19 protein-coding genes and 1 pseudogene are annotated in these 22,562 nt (G+C 26.6%); 16 read left to right on the forward strand and 4 right to left on the reverse strand.

Annotated elements, in window-relative coordinates; translation table 11 throughout:
* Positions 1-183 precede the first annotated feature (183 nt).
* The 14 genes and pseudogenes from CNEONATNEC86_RS09370 to scpB all read left to right on the forward strand — a co-directional run bounded on the left by CNEONATNEC86_RS09370 (position 184) and on the right by scpB (position 15,979).
* Positions 184-795 (forward strand): hypothetical protein, encoded by a 612-nt coding sequence (locus tag CNEONATNEC86_RS09370; RefSeq protein WP_159135870.1) that lies wholly within the window; start codon positions 184-186, stop codon positions 793-795.
* Positions 796-935: 140 nt separating this feature from the next.
* Entirely contained in the window at positions 936-1,526 is a 591-nt protein-coding gene (locus tag CNEONATNEC86_RS09375) for a recombinase family protein (RefSeq protein ID WP_159135871.1), read from the forward strand.
* A 183-nt stretch (positions 1,527-1,709) separates the two neighbouring features.
* Positions 1,710-2,504, forward strand: coding sequence for a phage antirepressor KilAC domain-containing protein (locus CNEONATNEC86_RS09380; RefSeq protein WP_159135872.1), 795 nt, complete (start codon positions 1,710-1,712; stop codon positions 2,502-2,504).
* Positions 2,505-2,516: 12 nt separating this feature from the next.
* Entirely contained in the window at positions 2,517-3,809 is a 1,293-nt protein-coding gene (locus CNEONATNEC86_RS09385) for a DEAD/DEAH box helicase family protein (protein ID WP_159135873.1), read from the forward strand.
* A gap of 226 nt (positions 3,810-4,035) precedes the next feature.
* On the forward strand, positions 4,036-5,304 hold the full coding sequence (locus CNEONATNEC86_RS09390; RefSeq protein WP_125147759.1) for an IS4 family transposase: 1,269 nt from the start codon (positions 4,036-4,038) through the stop codon (positions 5,302-5,304).
* A 433-nt stretch (positions 5,305-5,737) separates the two neighbouring features.
* Positions 5,738-7,456: an SIR2 family protein gene (locus tag CNEONATNEC86_RS09395; protein WP_159135874.1), complete on the forward strand. Its 1,719-nt coding sequence runs from the start codon at positions 5,738-5,740 to the stop codon at positions 7,454-7,456.
* 213 nt (positions 7,457-7,669) lie between these two features.
* Positions 7,670-8,419 carry a hypothetical protein gene (locus tag CNEONATNEC86_RS09400; RefSeq protein ID WP_159135875.1) on the forward strand — a complete coding sequence of 250 codons (750 nt, stop codon included), beginning with the start codon at positions 7,670-7,672 and terminating at the stop codon, positions 8,417-8,419.
* A gap of 170 nt (positions 8,420-8,589) precedes the next feature.
* A pseudogene (locus CNEONATNEC86_RS09405) lies at positions 8,590-8,850 on the forward strand (sporulation initiation factor Spo0A C-terminal domain-containing protein); the annotation flags it as partial.
* Between the two features lie 369 nt (positions 8,851-9,219).
* Entirely contained in the window at positions 9,220-10,881 is a 1,662-nt protein-coding gene (locus tag CNEONATNEC86_RS09410; protein ID WP_159135876.1) for a sensor histidine kinase, read from the forward strand.
* A 283-nt stretch (positions 10,882-11,164) separates the two neighbouring features.
* Positions 11,165-11,797: a stage II sporulation protein M gene (spoIIM, locus tag CNEONATNEC86_RS09415; RefSeq protein ID WP_058294970.1), complete on the forward strand. Its 633-nt coding sequence runs from the start codon at positions 11,165-11,167 to the stop codon at positions 11,795-11,797.
* An 86-nt stretch (positions 11,798-11,883) separates the two neighbouring features.
* The gene (locus tag CNEONATNEC86_RS09420) at positions 11,884-12,762 is read left to right on the forward strand and encodes a tyrosine-type recombinase/integrase (protein ID WP_058294971.1); all 879 of its coding nucleotides are present in this window, start codon (positions 11,884-11,886) and stop codon (positions 12,760-12,762) included.
* A 500-nt stretch (positions 12,763-13,262) separates the two neighbouring features.
* Positions 13,263-14,453 carry a D-alanyl-D-alanine carboxypeptidase family protein gene (locus CNEONATNEC86_RS09425; protein WP_125148380.1) on the forward strand — a complete coding sequence of 397 codons (1,191 nt, stop codon included), beginning with the start codon at positions 13,263-13,265 and terminating at the stop codon, positions 14,451-14,453.
* Positions 14,454-14,628: 175 nt separating this feature from the next.
* The gene (locus CNEONATNEC86_RS09430) at positions 14,629-15,405 is read left to right on the forward strand and encodes a segregation/condensation protein A (RefSeq protein ID WP_125148379.1); all 777 of its coding nucleotides are present in this window, start codon (positions 14,629-14,631) and stop codon (positions 15,403-15,405) included.
* Positions 15,365-15,979, forward strand: coding sequence for an SMC-Scp complex subunit ScpB (gene scpB, locus CNEONATNEC86_RS09435; protein WP_159135877.1), 615 nt, complete (start codon positions 15,365-15,367; stop codon positions 15,977-15,979). The genes CNEONATNEC86_RS09430 and scpB overlap by 41 nt, the downstream gene beginning before the upstream one ends.
* A 49-nt stretch (positions 15,980-16,028) precedes the next feature.
* Here scpB and ytfJ read toward each other — a convergent pair whose 3' ends face one another.
* Together ytfJ and CNEONATNEC86_RS21940 are read right to left on the reverse strand one after the other, a co-directional pair.
* Positions 16,029-16,475: a GerW family sporulation protein gene (gene ytfJ, locus CNEONATNEC86_RS09440; protein WP_058294975.1), complete on the reverse strand. Its 447-nt coding sequence runs from the start codon at positions 16,473-16,475 to the stop codon at positions 16,029-16,031.
* 12 nt (positions 16,476-16,487) lie between these two features.
* Complete coding sequence (locus CNEONATNEC86_RS21940; RefSeq protein ID WP_159135878.1) at positions 16,488-17,018, reverse strand: DUF2953 domain-containing protein; 531 nt, start codon at positions 17,016-17,018, stop codon at positions 16,488-16,490.
* Positions 17,019-17,158: 140 nt separating this feature from the next.
* Here CNEONATNEC86_RS21940 and CNEONATNEC86_RS09450 point away from each other — a divergent pair, with 140 nt between their 5' ends.
* Entirely contained in the window at positions 17,159-18,010 is an 852-nt protein-coding gene (locus CNEONATNEC86_RS09450; RefSeq protein ID WP_125148378.1) for a D-alanyl-D-alanine carboxypeptidase family protein, read from the forward strand.
* Positions 18,011-18,108: 98 nt separating this feature from the next.
* Here the strand turns inward: CNEONATNEC86_RS09450 and CNEONATNEC86_RS09455 are convergent, their stop codons facing one another.
* Together CNEONATNEC86_RS09455 and CNEONATNEC86_RS09460 are read right to left on the reverse strand one after the other, a co-directional pair.
* On the reverse strand, positions 18,109-19,386 hold the full coding sequence (locus tag CNEONATNEC86_RS09455) for an FAD-dependent oxidoreductase (protein ID WP_058294978.1): 1,278 nt from the start codon (positions 19,384-19,386) through the stop codon (positions 18,109-18,111).
* Complete coding sequence (locus CNEONATNEC86_RS09460; protein WP_159135879.1) at positions 19,383-20,372, reverse strand: sulfide/dihydroorotate dehydrogenase-like FAD/NAD-binding protein; 990 nt, start codon at positions 20,370-20,372, stop codon at positions 19,383-19,385. The genes CNEONATNEC86_RS09455 and CNEONATNEC86_RS09460 overlap by 4 nt, the downstream gene beginning before the upstream one ends.
* Positions 20,373-20,739: 367 nt before the next feature.
* Here CNEONATNEC86_RS09460 and yjeM point away from each other — a divergent pair, with 367 nt between their 5' ends.
* On the forward strand, positions 20,740-22,230 hold the full coding sequence (gene yjeM, locus CNEONATNEC86_RS09465; RefSeq protein ID WP_125148375.1) for a glutamate/gamma-aminobutyrate family transporter YjeM: 1,491 nt from the start codon (positions 20,740-20,742) through the stop codon (positions 22,228-22,230).
* The last annotated feature ends 332 nt before the right edge of the window (positions 22,231-22,562 follow it).

Genomic DNA, 22,562 nt, shown 5'->3' on the forward strand with positions numbered 1-22,562 from the left:
TTTGCTGCTAAATTAGAAAATGATAAGAAAAATTAACTTTTAACAAATGATAAGAATGTATTTTCGGTAGGAATGAGGGATTTCATAACATTTTACACTATTCTTATCTTGTAAGGTGTTATAATGTATATGGTAATATATTCAAATACATAATATAACTATAGCTTAAAGGAGGAATTATATATGGATGCAAATAATATTCTCAATTTCATAACTGCTGTTGGTTCGCTAGGTACAGTTATAGGTACAGCCATAAACATACATCTTACAAAAAAAAATATTGATATGTTAAATCAACCTAATATTGATGTGGGTATAGATGCAAAAAATGGACTTGTCAAATTGATTATAAAGAATAATGGAAAAGGAATGGCTAGAGATTTTAATATTAGTTTTAATAGCGAATTTTTAGATAACTTGAAAAATATAGATAGAACAGGGTTTGAGCAAATGGAAAAATATCAAAATGGTAAAAATAAAGTTTTTTCAAGTGGACAGTATGATATTATTTTTTTATGCTCACATTTATCTATTCATAAATTTGAAGAAAATTTAAAAATTAATATTAATTATAAATACAATAATAAAACTTTATACGATAATCTTTCCTTTGATATAAAGTCAATGCTGCAAGGTACATTATTGGAGAATAATTACATTGAGGAAATATCGAAAACATTAAAAGATATGTCGAAGATAAATTCAAAAATAGAAAATTGCTTAATTGAGAACAATTACTTTGAAGATATTGCAAAAAGCTTGAAGGAGATATCTGACAAATCAGATTTTAAATAGCATCCATCTACTTATTTAAAGTTATTAGGGTTCAAAACTTAAAAGTATTGACACCGCAAAAACCATAATGTAAAATCAAGGTATAAGATGGTGTCTAAACTTAGTGTCAAAAGTTTGGGCTAAGAAATGAGGTTTTAATTATGATTTATGGATATTGTCGTGTGAGTACTAAAGGACAAGCTAATGATGGAAATAGTTTAGAAAGTCAACGTGAATTATTAAGGCAAAATGGTGCTGAAGTGATTTTTGAAGATAGCTTCACTGGAACAAAAACTGACAGACCTGAATTCAATAAATTAATTGAAAAGCTTCAAAGTGGAGATACGTTGATAGTATCAAAATTAGACCGATTTGCGAGGAGCATGACTCAAGGAAGCGAACTTGTTAATAAGTTAATTGAAAAGGGAATAAAAGTGAATATACTAAATATAGGGGTTATGGATAACACACCCGCTTCAAAGTTGATAAGAAACATATTCTTTAGCTTTGCAGAATTTGAACGAGATATGATAGTTGAAAGAACTCAAGAGGGAAAAGCGATAGCAAGAACTAAGGAAGGATTTAAAGAAGGCAGACCTAAGTCATATACAGATAAACAATTACAACATGCTTTGAGCTTATTATCAATAAATGGTGGAGATAAAAGCTATAATGAGGTTGTTGAAATTACAGGAATATCAAAAAGCACTCTCATAAGGGAAAATAATAAAAGAAAAATATATAATCAATGAAGATGAATAAAGGGATTTGGACAAAGATTAAAAATTTGTTCAAATCTTTTTTTGTTGGAGTTTACTCTGTGACGAAGATTTATACAATACAAACATAAGGCAATTATGAAAAATTGAATTAATCATGGTTGCAGAATTAAAAGAAATAAAATGATAATTTTAATTCGGAGGAGAGTATAGGATATGAAAGATGAAAATACAAAGGAGAAGAAAAGAGATATGAAAGAACTTATGATATTTGAAGGAAGCAATGTGGAAATAATTACAGATGAAAAAGGTGAACCATTATTTGAATTATATTCAACGGGAATGGCTTTAGGGTATACAAATAAAAATAGCGTAGGAATGATTTACCCGAGAAAAGAAAGAATAGAGAAAATTCTTATAAATGCAGAAATTAATGCTTGTGTCCACAATGGACACATTTATTTAACTGAAAGTCAGTTATATGATTTTATGCTAGAAACTAAAACAGATAAATGTAAATCATTTAGAAAGTGGGTAAGTGCTGAAGTGCTTCCACAGATAAGAAAAACAGGAGGTTACATTCCAAGAAGCGAAGAAGATTCTGATGAAGATTTTCTTAGAAAAGCGGTGTTTATTGCTCAGAAAACCATTGATAAAAAGAATGAGATTATTGAATGCCAAAAGAAGGCACTGGAAGAACAAAAACCAATAGTTGACTATGCAAATACAATAATAGCTTCACCTGATGATGGAATAGATGTAGGAACTTTTGCCAAACTTATAAATGATGAAAAAGTATTTAAAGGTGGCAGAAATAAGCTTTTTGCTTATCTGAAAGAGAACGGTTACTTAACGAAAAATAATACACCATATCAGAAATTTATTGATAATGGGATATTTAAGGTTAAATATATTCATGATAAAACTTATGGCGATAGAGTAGGATATAAGACTTTAATTACAGGCAAAGGTCAAGCTTATTTAATTGGAAAAATGAGAAGGAAGGTTTAGGAGGAACTACAAATGAAGAAATTAACAGTTAACGAAATTATAAAAAATGAAGGGATAATGCTACATAAGGACAAGATAAACTTAATTGTTGCACCAGCTGGTTCGGGAAAAACATATTACATTTTTAATACTTTACTGAATTCAAAAGAAAAGAGCATCTATTTATGTGATACATCAAATTTAAGAGAAATGATTTTGAAAGATGATGAAATACGCCATATGGTTATGAGCGTTGAGCCTGACTTTGAAAAGATAGCAGAACGTGGCTTCAAATTTGATAAGTTCAATTGTACTGTAATGACTTATGCTAAATGGTTTTATGAAAAAGATAAACTTGAATATGCAAATATCAAGACTATTGTATGTGATGAAATTCATAATCTTTATAAATTTAAAGATAGATTTGATAATAAAGATAAGGAAATAGAAAACTATACTCAAGTAATTCAGGATATTCATTCAAGAGCTAAAAGTGGAGTTCAGGTTGTGGGATTCACTGCAACACATGAAAGGATAAAAAGAGAAATGAATTGGCTGTTGCCTAAAGATGATTCAAAAATATCCTGTATTTCTAATGATAATTGGAATGTCATTAATTTATCCAATAGAGATGATATAAGAAGGCTTCATTCGGATTTTACATTTTTCTTTAATAACTACAGAAATTTAAACCATTATTTAAAAGCTTATAATGGCTTCAAGTATGGTAAAAAGGCGCTAATATACACAAATAGGATTACTGAATGTCAAGACATGATTAAAATTTGTGAATCAGTTGGATTGAGTTCAATAGCATTATGGAGTATGAGTAATGGAAATCATCCAATGAATGATGAACAAAAAAGTGTAAGAAAAAGCATTTTAACTACTGGACTTATTCCATCACCTTATCAAGTTTTGATTATTAATGGAGCATATGAAACAGGAATTAATATTAAAGATGAAGATATAGAAATAATGATTTGTAATGATACCCAAACTGATACACAAATACAGTCACGCTCAAGAATTAGAAAGGATATCAAAGCTGAAATATTTAAGGCTAAAAATTGTATTGATGATATTAAAATATCAGTTCCTAAAGAATATTTGGAAAGACCATTGACTGCAAAAGATAAAAGAGAATTATGTAAAATAGTTAATGTATATGGTGAGATGAAAAGCATTTTAAAGTGGACTAGTATTAAGCAAATTGTAATTAATAGTGGATATGAAGTAAAGGATGGAACTATTAGAATTAACAAGAAAAGAACTAGAATAGATACTATAACAGATTCAGATTCGAGTAAAAGAATTTTTGAATAATTAGAAGTGTACACAAAATACAGCACTAGCTATATAATTCTATAAGTAGTGGGTATATTTGTGTACATTTTAATTGAAAAAGGGATTTGACATAATCTTTGCTTACTGCGTGCGCTCAATGTCGTCAACTTAAGAAAATATAGAAAATTTAATAAAAAACACTTGACAATAGGTAAAAAAATGCAGCCTCGCTATAGATATTAAATTTATAGCGAGGTTTGATTTTATGAAAAATATTAAATTACTATCACAAATTTTAAAACGAACAAATAAATTAATTGTTTCAGATGAATATAAGCAGTCATATAGTTTAGGAAATTCTTTTTCAAGGAAAAGAAAACTATCGTTTTCTAATGTAGTTTATTTAATTTGTTCTGTATTACGAAAGTCTATACCTTTAGAAATAGATAATTTTATTGAAAATCATACATGTTTAAACTTTCCTAATATATCAAAGCAAGCATTTTCTAAAGCAAGACAAAATATTTCACCTGAAGCCTTTAAAGAACTATGTAGATTATTTGTTGATTCTTTTTATAATTCAAAAAAGAAATTGAATAAATGGCATGGATTTAATATTCTTGCAGTTGATGGAACATCTATACAAGTTCCTGATACTATTGAATGTGGTAAATACTTTGGAGTAAGTAAAAATCAAAATAAAACTCAAACAGCAGTTGCGACGGCATCAGCCTTATATGATATATTAAATGATATTATAATTGATGCTTCAATAACTAAATTTAAAACTAGTGAAAGAGAATTAGCAAAACAACATCTAGATCAAATCAACAATGAAAAATTATCAAAAAACAGTATTGTAATATTTGATAGAGGATACCCTTCTTATGAGATGTTTGACTATTTAGATACTAAAAATATGCTTTTCTTAATGAGAGTACCATCATCATTTAAAACAGTACAAAATATTGATTCCAATGATTGTATTTTGGAATATAAAATAAAGAGAAAATACAGAAAATTGCGTGTTATAAAAATAGAGCTTTCAAACAACATTACAGAAATATTAGTCACTAATATTTTTGATGAAAACATTAAATATGATGAATTTAAAGAGTTGTATTTCCTTAGATGGGGAGTCGAAAGTAAATACAAAGAGTTAAAAAGTAGTATTCAGATAGAAGAATTTTCGGGAACAAAACCAATTTCTATAGAACAAGACTTTTTTGTTTCTATTTATTTATCAATGGTTGTAGCTCTTATAAAAGATGAGGCCGATGCTGCGATAGCAGATGAAATTAAAGATAAGAATTTAAAATCAATGTATCAAGCAAATCGAAATTTTATACTTGGGCAAGTTTTTAATAGAATTATTAATTTATTAGTTAATGCTAAATTAACAAGAAAAATTTTAGAAATAATATTAGAAAAATCTAAAAAAATTCGCTCACAAATACGTCCCAATCGTTCTCGTGAGCGAAAAAACAAACATCCAAGGAAAAAGCATCATCACAATAAAAAATCATGCATTTAAATTACAAATAATTGCATATTTCAAAATTCACTTTAACCAGTGGATTTATTTAGTGTACCATTTTTTAGAAGAAATTTAAATATATCATCTAAAAATAATCGTGATTTATATTTACAAATTACTTAAGTTGACGACATTGTGCGTGCGCTTCAGATACTCACTGCGCTACGCTTGTTCGTTAGGGTCATATTTATATCCCTCCTGTTTTTTATAGAAAAATGATGGTTATTTTTTATATGGACAGCACCATATTTGTAAACACACAACATCCCAAATGACTTTTATGGTGAAAACCAAAAAGTGGATATTGTTTTATTAACATTATATATCTCAAGTATTAGCATATTTATTTTAAAATAAAGCATAATATCAAAATATAGCTATTATATACAATATATGTGATATACTAAAATAAAAAGCGGAGGATATGATGATGTTTTCGAATGTTAAAGAGAAATTGAGGGAATTGGCAATATCACCAATATTTTTTGTCGGTTCTGGTTTGTCTAGAAGATATATTAATAGTCCAGATTGGATTGGATTATTAGATGAAAGTGTAAAAGATATAGATTGTAATTTCAAGAAAGTTAAACAGAAATATACTCATATAAATCCAAGTACGAATGAAAAAGAAATAAATTTTGAAGGATTAGCTGAATACTTAGAAAGCTATTATTTTGAGCATATGAAAGATGAAATTGAAGATGATAAAACGCAAGCATATTATTATAGAAAAAGAATTTCACAAATAATATCTGGATATTTAGAAGATAACAAAAACACACTGTTATCAAACAAGGAAGTAGTAGAATTAAAAAGGACTAGTCCAGCAGCAATAATAACAACAAATTATGATGAAATGTTAGAAACAATTTATGGAGAAGAATATTCAGTTCATATCGGTCAAAATTCGCTCTTAACTAATGTATTGGATGGTATTGGGGAAATATATAAAATTCATGGGTGTGTTACAGTGCCTGAAAGTATTGTAATAACGAAAGATGATTATGATAATTTCTTTAAAAAAAGCGTTTATTTAAATTCCAAATTGCTAACATTATTTTTAGAATATCCTATAGTTTTTTTGGGATATAGTATTAATGATAGGAATGTAATTAGTATATTGTCGACAATTTATGAAACATTGCCAAATACAAAAGTTAAAGAGTTGGAAAGTAGAATGTGGTTTATTACAAGACCAGATGATGGAAAAGATAAAGTAGTTCACAATAAAAGAATAAACTTAAATAATGGTTCATATATGGAGATAGATGCATTTGAATTAAATGATTTTGGAGATTTTTATAGGGCAATAAATGATATAAGCATAAAAAGATTGCCTATAAGATTTTTAAAGTATTTGAAACATAATACTTATGAATTAATTGCAACCCAAAAATATAATCCTAAATTATTAAATGTAAATGTTGAACAAATAGAAAAAATAAAGGATTTTAATGAAGGAAATAATTTTGTGGGGTTATCATTTTCAACACAAGAGAAAAAAGTCTTTAGTAGTAGTTCTGAAATAATAAATGCATTTATAGAAGGGGATAGTAGTTTTGACCCATTAAGTGTGCTAGGAGTTGTACATGAACACTATTCGAATAATCTGCCACTTTATAAATTTATAAAAGCTTTAAATGGACAAGATGTTTTAGAAGAAGTAGAGAAAAGATTTGGTCTGAAATCACGTTTATATAAAAGAATAGTTAATGATGATATTGATTATAAGGTTAATATTGGAGTTGAGAAAGTAGGAATTTGCTATGATAATGAAATTAATAATAAAAATATACAAAAATATTTAGAGAAATATAGAAATGAAAATGGGTTATATAGAAATCATGACAATGTAATTAGAAGATATATAATTTTATATTTATTAAATAATAGGATAGATGATTTATTAGAAAGCACTGATTTTATTAAAAGATATAAAAAAGAAATAACTAAAGTTGCTACAAATTTATCAGAACAGTATATAAGAGAAAATCATTTGAAAATATGTAAATTGATAGAAGAACTATATCATGATAATAATACTGGTGAATTTAAAAAATTACTTTGTCTAGTGGATAGAGCAGTGTATAGAGAGAAAATCGAAGGATTAGAAAATATAGAACAAGATTATGAATTATTAGGGGAGTAATAAAATTAATATTTTATTGAATTACCAATACTTTTTTATCTTAGGTTATTATTTTGAAAAACGAAAACTAGAAACAAATTAAGTTAAATCATTCTTTATTTAAAAGATAAGTAGCAATTTACTGAGAACTTAAGAAGAAAGTTTACTTATAGGATAATAATGTAAATCTTTGATGAATAATTATATATAAATAATATAATTTGAGGAAGATTTATGAGCGAATCAATTGATAAGTTAGAGTTGATTAAAGAGTGTATAAACAAAAGATTGAAAATTGCTAATGTTGAATTCACAGGGGTAAAATCTGAAAATATAGATATCAATATTCAGCCAGTACTACAAAATTTAAGCAAAGAAATATCTATCCCGATATCAGAAAAATTTTATTTGTTTAATTTTGATAATGTTAAGCAAAATATAAAGACGCAAACTCAAGAACCATATAGGAGCATTGAGTTGCAAAGGATAGATGATTTGGAAGGGGAATATAAAAAATATCTGAATTTAATTTATTTTATGAGGAAGAAAGAAAATATTATACAAACAAATTATATTTGTGGAACATACAAGGGACATAAAATTATTTATTCAAGGGATATAAAGATAATAAAAAAATTTAATGAAGAAGTTCAAATTGAAAAGAAAAAAATTAATAAGGAAAAATTTGGTGAAGGAGTAACTGCATGTTGTGAAAGTTTTAGATATGAAATTAGAGGTGAACTAAAAAGACATAACATTAAGGAAGAAGAAAAGGGACTTAGTGAGAATATAGAAAAATGTTTGAAGGGTGTTAAAAATTCAAATGTATTTTTAGAAAAATTTAAGATAATATGTGAACCGATAATGGATATATCTAAAGAATTACTTACAGATATAAAGTTTATTAATAGCATTAATAGAATGAAAATTGACAATGAAGATAAAAAATTAATCAGAGATTATTATAATATAATCAAGAGTTAAGTGAGAATTTGAATGGAAAAGGATGTTGTATAAATAGGGAAAACATAGTATACTATTAAAAAAGTATATCCAACAAACTGATATACTATAATCCAACTGATTATTTTGAAATTTATTGAAATATATCAGGTATAAAATAATAGAGAATTAAGTCTTAAAGTTGAAACTTTATGGTAGTAAATGATATGGAACTTCTTTCAGCTGTAACAAAGGAATTATATCCTTCAATAGCTAAGAAGTACAACACAACAGCTTCCAGAGTAGAAAGAGCAATCAGACATGCTATCGAAGTTGCTTGGGGCAGAGGACAAATAGAAGCAATCAACAAGCTATTTGGATACACTGTTCATAATGATAAGGGCAAGCCAACAAACTCAGAATTTATAGCAATCATTGCTGATAAATTAAGATTAAAAAATAAAGTATCATAATAATATCAATTTATTGTTTAAGTGATTTTAGAAATGATAAAAATAAGAAATCAATAAAAGATTTTTTTAAAGAACAAATTTCATACTAGTAAATATAGTTAAAAAGCATCTTTAATATATGAATTTATTTAAATATATTAAGGATGCTTTTTATTGACTATAATTTTAAAAAAATTAGAATTATTTGGATACTATATTTCAAGACAGGTAATTTTAAAAAGATAAAATATGTATTATAATAAAAATTTATTTATTTTCTTATAATGAAAATTAGTGATATAATGAAAATACGAAGAAAATAATATAAAAATCAAAAAATAAGTTATAATATCAATAAAAAATGGGTTTAGTAGGGAAGATAGTCGATATATGAAAAAAACAAAAGAATCAATCAAAGAGAAGAAATCTATTAATAAACATTTTATAATAATTTTTTTATTACATACTATTATTTTGGGATTATTATATGAAATTAGTGTTGTTGCTGCAAATAATTTAAATTTATCAAATAGTATTATTTTAAGAGATATAAATGGAATAATCTATGTGGTAGGATCTATATCTATTTTTTGTTCTGTATTGTACTATTATATACATAAAGATGAATATTTCTATATATTTTCATTAAATTACATTTCAATATATGTTGAATTCTTAATGACAAATCATTTAAGTTTTATTGAAAATATAAATTTTTTTGCTGGAGTTAATTTAAATTTTGCTTCAATTGGATTTGGATCAATTATAAGAACAATTTTAATGTATCTTATGGTATACGATAAGAATAAGATAAATAGATACTTATATAAACATACATTACTTGGAATATTGTTCATAATAATTATAACTATAGGTGGTGTAAAGCTAGATTTATTTATTTTTAAGGAACATATTCAGATAGTAAGGGGAGAAAGCATATATATTATAAAAAATTTAATAAATCTTTTAACATATTTATTGTTAGTTGAGATGTGCCGCAAATATTTTAGAAAAAAGAATTTCAATTATTTTGTAACGTTTATAAGTATAGATATTATGTTTTTAAGTAGAATTCTTTTAAATGCAGATTTATATAAAAATCTTGATAGAATGTATATTTTAAATAGGGTTGTATTATCATTAGGTTTCTTAGGAATAATATTAACTTTATTTTTTGAAATAATAATTCAATTTAAAGAAAATGAGGAATTAAATTCAGAAGTTGTGATTCAAAAGAATGCAGTAGACAAGCTCAAAGCAGAAGAAGAAATGAGAACACAGTTTTTTGCCAATATATCACATGAACTAAAAACTCCTTTAAATATAATAATGTGCACAACTAAATTATTAAAAGCATGCAGTTCCGATAAGGATGAATTTTTGAAATATTATAATAAATATGAAAATACAATAACACAAAATTCTTCGAGAATGCTAAGACTTATTGATAATATAATAGATATAACCAAATTCGATGTGGGATGTTTTAAAATGAATTTTAAAAATTGTGAAATTGTGAGTTTAATTGAAGATATAACTTTATCAATAGCACAATATGAAAAGATAAATGGTAGAAATATAATTTTTGATACAAATTGTGAAGTAATTGAAATATGTTGCGATGCAGATAGTATAGAAAGAGTAATTTTAAATCTGCTTTCTAATGCTGTAAAATTTACAAAAGAAAATGGAAATATACTTGTAAAACTTGAAAAGCAAATAGATTATATAATTATAACTGTAAAAGATGATGGGATAGGAATTCCAAAAGAATTTAGAAAAAGTGTATTTGAAAGATTTGTTCAAGTAGATAAGTCATTTAGGAGAAATGTAGAAGGAAGTGGAATAGGTTTATCTTTGGTCAAATCTATAGTGGATTTACACGATGGTGAAATTTATCTAAAAGATAGCGATGAAATTGGAGCAGAATTTGTAATAAAATTACCTAATATTTTATTAGAAGATGAAGAAAGCCAAAATAGTTCTTATCAAATTGAAGATAGAAGTGCAGAAATTAAAGATAAAATATTAAAGGAGTTTTCTGACATATAAATAAGGATAAAAGAAAATATTATTATGATAAACATATTGTATGTTTTTAATATGTTTATTCTATAAAAGCTTTATTGATTATGGTAACCAATAAAGCTTTTTATATAAATTTTAATATGAAAATAGTATATGATTAATATACGAGCAATTCATAATTTATATCATATATGTATAGGTGTTTATAATAAAGATATTAATATTACATAGTTATATATTAGGATATGAATAAAGTATAAATATTAAACATAGTATAGATTAGAGTAACTTGACGGAGGAATAAGAGATGAATTATGTAGTGGATAAAGTAAACACAATTTTTAGAGATAAGAAAGCCTATTTCTTCATTGTATTAATGATGTTTTGCCTAGGAATATCTTTTGGTCTTTATACAGTTAAATATATGGGAGAATCTGATAAAAATGATTTGATGAGTTACCTTAATAGTTTTACGACATCTATACAAGGACAACCAATTAACTATACACAATTATTATTCGAGGTGATAAAAAAAAGTTTAATATTATTTATACCAATAATTTTTTTAGGTATGACTTTCTTTGGATTCCCATTTATATTAATTTTGGACTTAATTAAGGGATTTACATTAGGATATACTTTTTCATTTATTTCATCAGCTTTTAATGGAAAAGGATTGTTATTTGGAATTATATCAATTTTACCTCAAAATATTATATATATTCCATGTTTTATAGCTTTAAGTGTTATTTGTTTGAATATGTCAGCTGAAAAATTTAAAGAAAAAGTGTTTAAAAGTTCCAAGGCGAAAGACGTTTTTTTACGCGATACATTAAGTCGATTAATTATAATTATGATATTATTTCTTTTGGGAATTCTAATAGAAACTTATGTATCACCAAGTATTATTAAATTTGTGGCTAATAAATTTTTGATTTAAATCGTATAAACTTAAGATAGTAAAATAAAAAGGAAAAAAGGCAATTTTGTCGAATACTAATATAATTAATGGTATAGGAGAGAGTCATGTTAGATAATATAAATAATTATAGAAATTATTTGCTCGAAAGTGGTAAAAGTGAAAACACGATATACGCATATGTAACAGATGTAAGCTTATATCTTAAGTTTTTAAATAGAAAAAAAATAGATTTGTATAAAAGTGATAACTTAACAATTATGTCATATATACAGAATCTTTTAAATCAAGGAAAATCAGAACGATCAATAAATAGAATAGTTATTAGCCTTAGAAATTTTTACAACTATCTTAAAAGGGAAGGCTTAATTAAAGAAGTTCCTAAAATTGAGTATAAAAGCTCAAAGAATATAAGAAAGTTACCACAAATTTTAACCATTGAAGAAGTAGACAGGATAATACGAATAGTGGAAAAGGATTCTCCAAAAGGATTAAGAGATAATGCACTTTTAGAGCTTATGTATGCAACTGGCATGAAAGTGTCAGAACTTATTTCTATAAATGTAGAGGATGTAAACTTAGATTTAACTTTTGTTAAATGTAGGGATAATAAAAACTACGAAAGATTGATTCCAATAGGACGTAGTGCATGTAAAGCTCTTACAGAATATTTAGGAATTAGATATAAGATAGCTGATTGTGGCGTACCAAATCTATTTGTGAATTTAAATGGTCAAAAATTGACTAGACAAGGAATATGGAGAATTGTAAAAGAATATTCAAGAAGAGCGGGTATAGATAAAGATGTTAATTTGAATACATTTAGGCACTCATTTGCAGTTCATTTACTTCAAAATGGTGCGAATGTTAGAGCAGTTCAGAAACTACTAGGAAATCAAGTCTTAACATATATGGATACTTATTATGAGATAATAAATAATGATAAAATTAACTATATCTATATGCATACACATCCTAGAGCTTGATTTTATTGGGATTAATAAAAATAGATATTAGAGGTGCACATTTGCCACCTGTTTTCCACCCAGTATTTTATATGGGTGGATTTTTTATTCTTTAGGAAATTATATTCATGGACAATCTGTTTCGAAAAATACTGTAATAAATTAATGTCATTGAACCTAAAGAATAAAAAATAAAATATATGCGCCTAGCCTTTTCACAGGCTCGCTCAGAAAATCCAAAATGCGCTGAAAGAAATCGATGGATAAAGGATTTTCTTGAATTTAAGTTAGTGTATTCTATTGGATTTATATTTTCTATTGGATTATATAATAGTCGCTTTGCGATTTTTTTATTGTAATGAATTATTATTTTCGCAGATTATATTATAAATAATATGGTTATTATTAGAATAATAAGAATAAAATAATTGTCTTTCCTATAAAATCTTTAAGTAAAGTTATATCTTAGTGTGATATTATTTCTTGTTATGGTAACACTAATTTTGAAAGGAGGAGATATAATGTTTAAAAATTTTAAAAGAATGATCTCTTTTATACTATTATTTCTATGTACTTTATTGCTTGCTTCTTCTAATCACGTTAGTGCTACAACATTAGAGGATTCAGTTAAAAGTGAAGGGACTAATATTGAAGCAAGATCAGCTTTACTTATGGAGCCAATAAGCGGAAAAATAGTATATGAAAAAAATATAGATGAACAATATGCTCCAGCATCTGTAACTAAAATTATGACAATGCTATTAACTATGGAAAGTGTAGACAATGGCAAAATAAGCTTAGATGATAAAGTAACATGTAGCGAAAATGCAAAAAAAATGGGTGGAAGCACAATGCTTCTTGATACAGGTGAAATAAGAACTGTTGAGGAACTTATAAAAGGTGTTGCTATTGCTTCAGGAAATGATGCAGCAGTTGCTTTAGCTGAATATCTTGGTGGAACAGAAGAAGATTTTGTTGTCATGATGAATAATCGTGCAAAAGAGCTTGGTATGTCTAAGACAACATTTAAAAACTGTAATGGTCTTCCAGCAGATGGTCATGTATCAACTGCAAGAGATATAGCATTAATGTCAAGAGAATTATTAAAGCATTCTAAAATATTAAAATATACTGGTACATATATGGAAACAATAGCAGAAGGTAGAAAATCACCTATAGAATTAGTAAATCATAATAAATTAGTTAGATTTTTTGAAGGCTGTGACGGATTAAAAACAGGCTTTACAAATGAGGCTAAGTATTGTATTTCTGCAACTGCAACAAGAAATAATGTAAGAATGTTATCTGTTATCATGGGTGCACCAACTTATAAAATAAGAAATCGTGATGCAGGTGTCTTACTTAATTATGGATTTTCTAAGTATGAAGGAAAAAATGTTGTAGCAAAAGATGAAGAAGTAGACAAAGTATATATGGATGAACAGGGTAACAGATTCTTTATTGCAATGGCAAAAGATGATTTAACAGCAATAATTCCAAAAGGAAGCAGTGAAGAAATAGAAAAGAAAATTGTAATTGATGAGTTGAAAAAGGAATATAAACAAGGTGATATTGTAGGTAAATGTGAAGTTTATTTGGGAAAAGAAAAAGTTGGAGAAGTTGAAATATATAGTGATAGAGATATAAAGAAAGGCAATTTCCTTACTAATATAAAATTTAATATAAAAAATTTATTTGACAAAGGTGTATAAATATAATTTTTTTAATTTTAAATGCAGTATATTTATTAAAATAATAAGTATACTGCATTTTTATTGTTATACATAAGAATATATATTCTTGTCTTAAACTTAAGAAATTGTTATTATATAATAATAGGGCATTCTATTAAATTATTTAAAATAGTATTAAAGAGAAGAGGTATTTATGGAACTTCCAAAAATAAAAATAAATGATTTTGAAGGTCCATTTGATTTATTATTACACTTAATTAAGAAAAATCAAATGAATATATATAATGTAAAAATATTTGAAATAACTAATCAGTACCTTAATTATTTAAACAACATGAAGGAAATGGATTTAGAAATAACTTCAGAATTTATAGTAGTAGCTGCAACTTTAATAGAAATAAAATCTAAATATCTATTACCTAAGGTTAAGCAGGAAGAGGAAGAAGAGGATGATGAAAAAATCCTTATAGAAAAACTTATTTTATATAAAAAAATTAAGGGAGTATCTGGTTATTTTAAGGATAAGTATTTGAATACAGGAGAAGTATATAGTAAAAAAGCAGAAATAATTGAAGAAAAAAAAGAGAAGATTAATAATGATGATTTATTAAAAAATATTACTTTACTAGACTTGTATAATATATATAATAATCTTTTAGAAATATATAATAACAAGCAAAATAAAGCAAATGTTATCCAAAGAAAAATATATGTAGATAAATATAAAATTGAAGATAAGCTTGAGTATATAAGAAAAAGAATACAAGATGAAAATATAAATGATTTTAGTGAGCTAATAAAAGAAAGTGAATGTAAAATGGAGACTGTTGTAACTTTTTTAGCTTTATTAGAAATGATAAAACAAAGAATGATTAAAGTTTATCAATCTGATAATTTTGGCAGGATAATAATAGAGAGGCGAGAAGAACATGCAGAAAAGGAAAGCAATACAAATTCCATTTATGGATGATAAAAAGAAGGATTTTTTAAAATCAACTATAGAAGCATTGTTATTTGCTAGTGGGGATCCATTAAGCTTAAATGACATATCTAATTTTCTTGAAGAAAAAAGTAAGTTTATTGAAATAACAATTCAGGAAATGATTGAAGAATATGAAAAATCTAATAGAGGAATAAAGTTGATAATTATAAAAGGAAGTTATCAATTGGTAACTAAGCCAGAAAAATCTGACTATATTCAAAAATTATTAAGAAAAAATAAAAGACAATCTTTATCACAAGCATCAATAGAAAGTTTAGCTATTATTGCATATAAACAGCCTATAACAAGAATAGATATAGACGAAATAAGAGGGGTAAAATCAGAAAGTGCGATACAAAGACTAATAGAAAGAGAATTGATAAAAGAAGTTGGGAGACTTGAAGTACCAGGAAGACCTATACTTTATGGTACAACAGAAGAATTTTTAAGACAATTTGAATTAAAAGATCTAAATGATTTACCTTCACTTGATTTATTTGGCCAAGAAGAAAAAAATATAGATGATGACATGGAATTAGAAGAGATTGAAGATAAAGAATAACTATACTGCTGCATAATATAAATTAATGTATTTTGCAGCAGTATAATTTTTAGATGTCTGAATCAGCATTTTGATTTTCATTGATATTAATATTTATATCATCAGGAGTTTTCTTTTTGGAATCTTTAACTAATCCATTGATTATATCTAAAACTTGAGGAACTGTATCTACTATTTTATCATAGGTGGTATCATGATCTATTGTAATCATTCTAACATTGCCATTTCTTATAATTAAAAAAGCTACTGGCTTAACAGAAACACCGGCACTTGAACCACCACCAAATGGAAAGTTATCACGTTCAAATGATTTATTTGAGGTTGGATATTCACTTCCACCTGAAACGAATCCAAAACATAGTCTTGAAACAGGAATAATAAAGGTACCGTCTTTTGTTTCTATTGGATCACCTATAACTGTATTAACATCTATCATATCTTTAAGATTTTCCATGGTATTTTTCATAAGGTTTGATACATTTGCATCATTTAACATAAGCTATCCCAATTAAGGGGTTCCCTCCTTTGAAGTTTTTATAAAAATAATTGATATATATATAATTTGGGCAAAAGAAATGAAAATTATACTTGATGTTTCAAATTTTACTAAAATTTCATCTTTAAAAATAGGATCTACATTTAAGTTATATTTTTTTATATTGAAAGGAATATTTACTAACTGATATAAAAATGAAAATAATGTGCATAATAAAACGTATATAAGAGCAGTATTATAAGAGTCATTTAGGGAATATGAAAAGCTTAGATTTATTTTTAATGATGGTTTAAATTTAGAATAAAAAAGCTTTGAACAAAATTTCTTGTATTTTGACATATGAAATTTCGATTTATTTTTTTTATTGTACTCAATTAGTCTATTTAAAGTTTTAGGATTATTACTTTTATATTTTGATATAAGAATAAATTTATAAAATTTAATATAATAATTTTCTGATGAGTAATATGATGTAAACTTTAGTGGGATAGGAAAAAATAATATAAAAAGAAATATAAAAAAAATAATAAATAAGATTTTCATAATTTTCCTCCAAAGTTTATATATTTTTAAGTATTGCCTTAATACACATTAAATAAACTTAAAAATTAATATAAATATGTTTAAAAATTATGTTTAATGACAAACTAGATGTAAATAGTAAATTTAGAAGGTGATAAAATATGAGAAATGTTATTAGAAACTCTATTATAATATTAATCCTTATTATTTCTCAAATATCATGTATAAGTGTTAGTGCATTAGAAAATGTTCAAGATAAATTCAGAGTGAATGCAAGATGCGCAATTGCATTAGATAAAGAAACTAAAAATGTATTATTCGAGCAAAATGCTTATGAGATAGTACCAATGGCAAGTACTACAAAGATTCTTACAGCACTTATTGCAATTGAACAAGGAGATTTAGATAAAGAGGTTACAATAAGTAAGAATGCAAACAGTATAAGAGGATCAAAAGTAGGGTATAAAACAGGTGAGAATATAACACTCCGAGAATTAGTTTTTGGATTAATGTTTAAATCGGGAAATGATGCAGCTATAGCAATTGCAGAAGAACTAGGTGGGTCTATGGAAGGTTTTTCAGAAATAATGAACCATTATGCAAGAAGCATAGGAATTTTAGATTCACATTTTGAATCTCCACATGGCTTAGATAGTAATAAACATTATTCATCTGCATATGATTTGGCTATTTTGGCAGCTAAGGGAATGGATTATGATTTATTTAGAGAGGTAGTTGGTTCTAAATCTATAGATAAAGTTAAATATAATTTTACAAGAGATTATAATAATATAAATAAAATATTATGGATGCTTCCAGGTGCAAACGGGATAAAAACAGGCTATACTGGTGGTGCAGGAAAATGCCTTGTTTCATCTGTTGAAAGTAATGGAAAAGATATAATTATAGTTGTATTAAATTGTCCAGATAGATGGAATGTAACAAAGCAAATTTATGAACATTTAGTTGAAACAATTGCATTTGAAAGTCAAAATATTAAAGAGTTAATTTAAAATAAGAAACCAATTAAGAAGACTATATCAAAATTATTGTTTAATTTTGATATAGTTCTTTAATCTAAAACTTTCTAATTATTCTAATATTAATTAATCTAGCATAGCTTAGTGTTAAATATATTATCTAAATTTAATTTTTTAATTCTAGTTTGAATTTCATCAATATCAGTTGTGTAAAGTCCAAGTTCCTTCATTCTCTTGAAATATCCAGAGCCAGCAAATGTATAACGATCCTTTCTGCCTTCTCTGGATTTAGCTTTTTCATTTGCATAGCTTATTATATCTCCTATACATGTTGAATCAGGAAGAATTAAAAGTGGTATTCCTAAGGAATAACGAACAGTATTGTGACCGGCTAATGCTCCGGTGCATATAGCTTCGGTATGGCCAACGAATAAGCCACTCTTTTCGCCTGCACAGAATAAATTATCTATTCCTATAACTTTTAAATCATTTGTCCTAGGTGCAACTGATAAATATCTAATTGAATTTCCTTTGCTTCCTGCATATGGATCAACATATTTAGCATTTTCAAGACCAGGAATTTTTCTGAGTTTATGAAGTGGATAATATGTGGTCATCAGCTTAGCATGTCCAGTATCAAGAAGTACTACATTCTCAGCAAATTCTTTTAGCGCATATTGCTGGCATACTTTAGTAGCAAGCTTTCCATAGTTAACATCCTCAGCTGGGACTTTTAGTACAACAACGCCTTTGGTATCAAGCTCATTTCTTATTTCATCAGAAAGACTTTCCTTTGCGAGTTTGCATGAGCCTGAGAATGCACCTAAAGAATCATCATTTCTTTCACCTTGAATATCTTGAACTCCACAACGGCCGCTTATACTTATTCTTGGACCAAATGAAGGGCAGCGCAATACACACATTGAGCAGCCATTACCATATCTTAAACAGTTTCCCATAGGGCCAGTGGTACCAGTTGTTTCAATAAAAGCATCACCTTCAATAAAAGTATCATCACTTAAATAAACACCTTTAATTTTTTTGCCATCAAATTCAACATCATTAACTCTGCTTTCCATCATAAGATTGATTCCGCATGATACAAGATATTTTCTCACCTCACCTTCAATCATATTTACATTATATAATGTAGCATGTTTATGACCTGGAAAATCTATATTAGTGTGAGTAGATACTATATCTGTAATCTTAATTAGATCACCACATCCAAGGGCAATTAACTCTTCAGAGGCAGTAAAACGGCCATTATTTCTCATTATTCCGCCTACATTTCCAAGTCCGAGTAATAAATCGGTTTTTTCAATTAAAGTTACATCTGAACCAGCTTTTTTTGCGGCTAATGCTGCGCTACATCCAGACCAACCTCCTCCAATAATAACAATCTTCATATGAATCTTCTCCCTTCAAATATATTCCTTGGATCAGTTTGTTCTTTACAAAATCTTCGTATCTTATGCCCTGCAAATCTTACGGTACAGGCACCGCAAATACCTTCTCCGCAGCACATTTTAAAGTTATTACAACATGATAATTTTACATCTTTTCTATCAAGAGCATCCAAATATTTAATTACTTCATAAGTTAGAATATCAGCTCCTGCTATATGAATATAGTTAGTTCCTTCTAAGAGGGAATCTTTTATAATAACTTTTCCATGATCAGATAGTGTGCCCTTTTCAAGTAATATGCTTTTATTAAAATCTATGTGAAAATCTGCCAAAAGATCATGTGATATTGAATTGTCAAATGGAGTTTCATCAACTATTATTTTTAGTTCATTATTTTGTGACAATAATTTTCTTATTACAGGCATCATTGGAGCCATACCAATTCCGCGAGACAAAATAAGAGCTTTGCCTGAAGTTTGGCTGTATATATTTTTTAAACCAAAAACACCATTCCAGTATGGACCTCTAATTATTATGTTTTCGCTAATTTTTGTATTAAGCAACTTATCTGTTTTTATACCTTTTATTTCAACTACTATAGTAATAATATCATTCTCTAGGTTTGAATTCATAATAGAAATTGGAATATCAAAATAATTATTTTGATCAGTTCTTATGAAAATATAACTACCGGGTTTTACTAAATCTAATACTAGTTTATGAGGCGCTTTAAATTTTATCATGATTAATTTATCACTAAACTTTACGATATCTTTAATTAAGCAATCATAAGTTTTTCTTCCATCTTTTGCTTTGTAATCATTATTATCAAGTTCTTGATAGACGCAGACACCTTTCCAATTTAAACAGTCACAAAAGCATTTCCCTTGACATTGAGAGCAAATAAGGCATTCTCCACTTTCTGCCAATTTGCATGGACAATACTCAGTTCCGCAATCTATACAATCAACAGCTTCTTTTCTCATGATTTCTCCTTTAAGAAAAAATTACTTCTTATACTAGGTTATTTTTAAAAGTCTAAATTGCTACACAAAATATTTCTAATATTATAAATTTAAAAAATCCATTAAAGAGTATTTAATTTATAATATAAAATTAGCAATCTTAAGAATCAAATAAGTTTCAAAGAAGAATTAGGATAATATGAAACATAAATTAATACTATATCGGTGGTTAGATAGAAAAAGTTATATTTTAAATGAAAAATAGAAGAATAGTAATATAGTATAGTATAAGTTTACAACATAAGTAAAATAATATTATTAAGAACTTATCCATACTAAGATAACCTTATAAGCAAAAAGATACAATTATAAAAAGAAGGAGAAAAAAATGAGTAATAATGAAAAACAAAAGAAATTAACTTTAATTACATTAATACTTATGGTATTCACATCAGTTTTTGGTTTTGCAAATATGCCAAGATCATTTTATTTAATGGGATATGGTGCCATACCATGGTTTATATTAGGAGCAATAACATTCTTCGTTCCATATGCATTTATGATGGCTGAATATGGTGCTGCTTTTAAAGATGAAAAGGGTGGTATTTATTCATGGATGGAAAAAAGTGTAGGACCTAGATTTGCTTTTGTAGGGATATTTATGTGGTATGCATCATATGTAATTTGGATGGTAAATATCTGTTCAACAATATGGATACCATTATCAAATACATTTATGGGAGTAGATACAACGTCTAAATGGAGTATTTTTGGTCTAAGCCCAACTGTGACTTTAGGAATATTAGGTGTAATATGGATATGCCTTGTATTCTTCATATCAAGATATGGTATGAGCAAGATTACAAAAGTTACATCAGTAGGTGGCATAGCAGTTGCTTTATTAAATGTAGTTCTTATAGTGTTTGGAATTATTGTTCTGATATTAAACAAAGGACAATTAGCAGAACCAATAAGTTCAATGGTTTCTTTTATAAATTCTCCAAATCCAGCATATAAAACCGTGAGTTCAATGTTGTCATTCTTAGTGTTTGCTATATTTGCTTATGGTGGTATTGAAGCGGTAAGCGGGCTAGTTGATCAAACTGAGAATCCAGAAAGAACTCTTCCAAAAGGAATAGCAATAGCAGCAATAATAATATCAATTGGTTATTCGGTTGGAATATTTATGATTGGTATATTTACAAACTGGAGTGATTCACTATCTGCTCCAGATGTTAACATGGCAAATGTCGCATATGTTGTTATGAACAATTTAGGTTATTCTATTGGAGAAGCATTAGGTCTTGCTGCATCAACTTGTGTAGAGATAGGAAAATGGGTTGCAAGATTTGTAGGATTATCTATGTTTTTAGCATTAAGTGGAGCATTCTTTACATTATCATATTCACCATTAAAACAATTAATAGAAGGAACACCTAAAAAGCTATGGCCTGGTAAAATGGCTGAAATAGATAAAAAAGGGATACCTATAAATGCAATGAAAGTACAAACAATTATAGTTGCTGTAATGGTACTTGGAATATCATTAGGTGGGAAAAGTGCTAAAGCATTTTTTGAAATGCTTGTTTTAATGACTAATGTTGCAATGACACTTCCATATTTATTTCTTACAATAGCATATATTTCTTTTAAAAAGAAAGAAAAAATTAAGAAACCATTTGAGATATTTAAAAATAAAAATTTAGCTGTAATAATAGCTATTATAGTTACTATAACTGTGGCTTTTGCTAATATATTCACTATAATTGAACCATCATTAAAAGGTGATTATGTTTCAACATTTGCTATGATAGCTGGACCAATAATATTCACCATAGTAGCTCTGATAATTTATTATTTAGGTGAGAAAAAAAGTTAAGGATAATATTTCCTGAATATCAGATAAAATAGAAAGAGTTTCATAATATTTTAGCAAAAAATAGAATCATATATTTGACTTGATAAATGAGCAATTATGGAATCTGATTGGAAGTATGGATTTTAAAATTTTAAAAGTAATTAAATAGTATTTTAAAAAATGGCTGTTGCACATTTAATAAATAAGTTGTGAAAAAACACTTATTTATGTTGTGCAGCAGTTTTTTTATGTGCTTAATAATTTTACACATAATATATTGACAATAAAATATTAGGGCTGTATAGTATTAAGTGTACTAATTAATATAGTACACTTAATACACGTTTGGAGGA

This window comes from Clostridium neonatale, from assembly GCF_900465025.1.
In the GTDB taxonomy this organism is placed as follows: Bacteria; Bacillota; Clostridia; order Clostridiales; family Clostridiaceae; genus Clostridium; species Clostridium neonatale.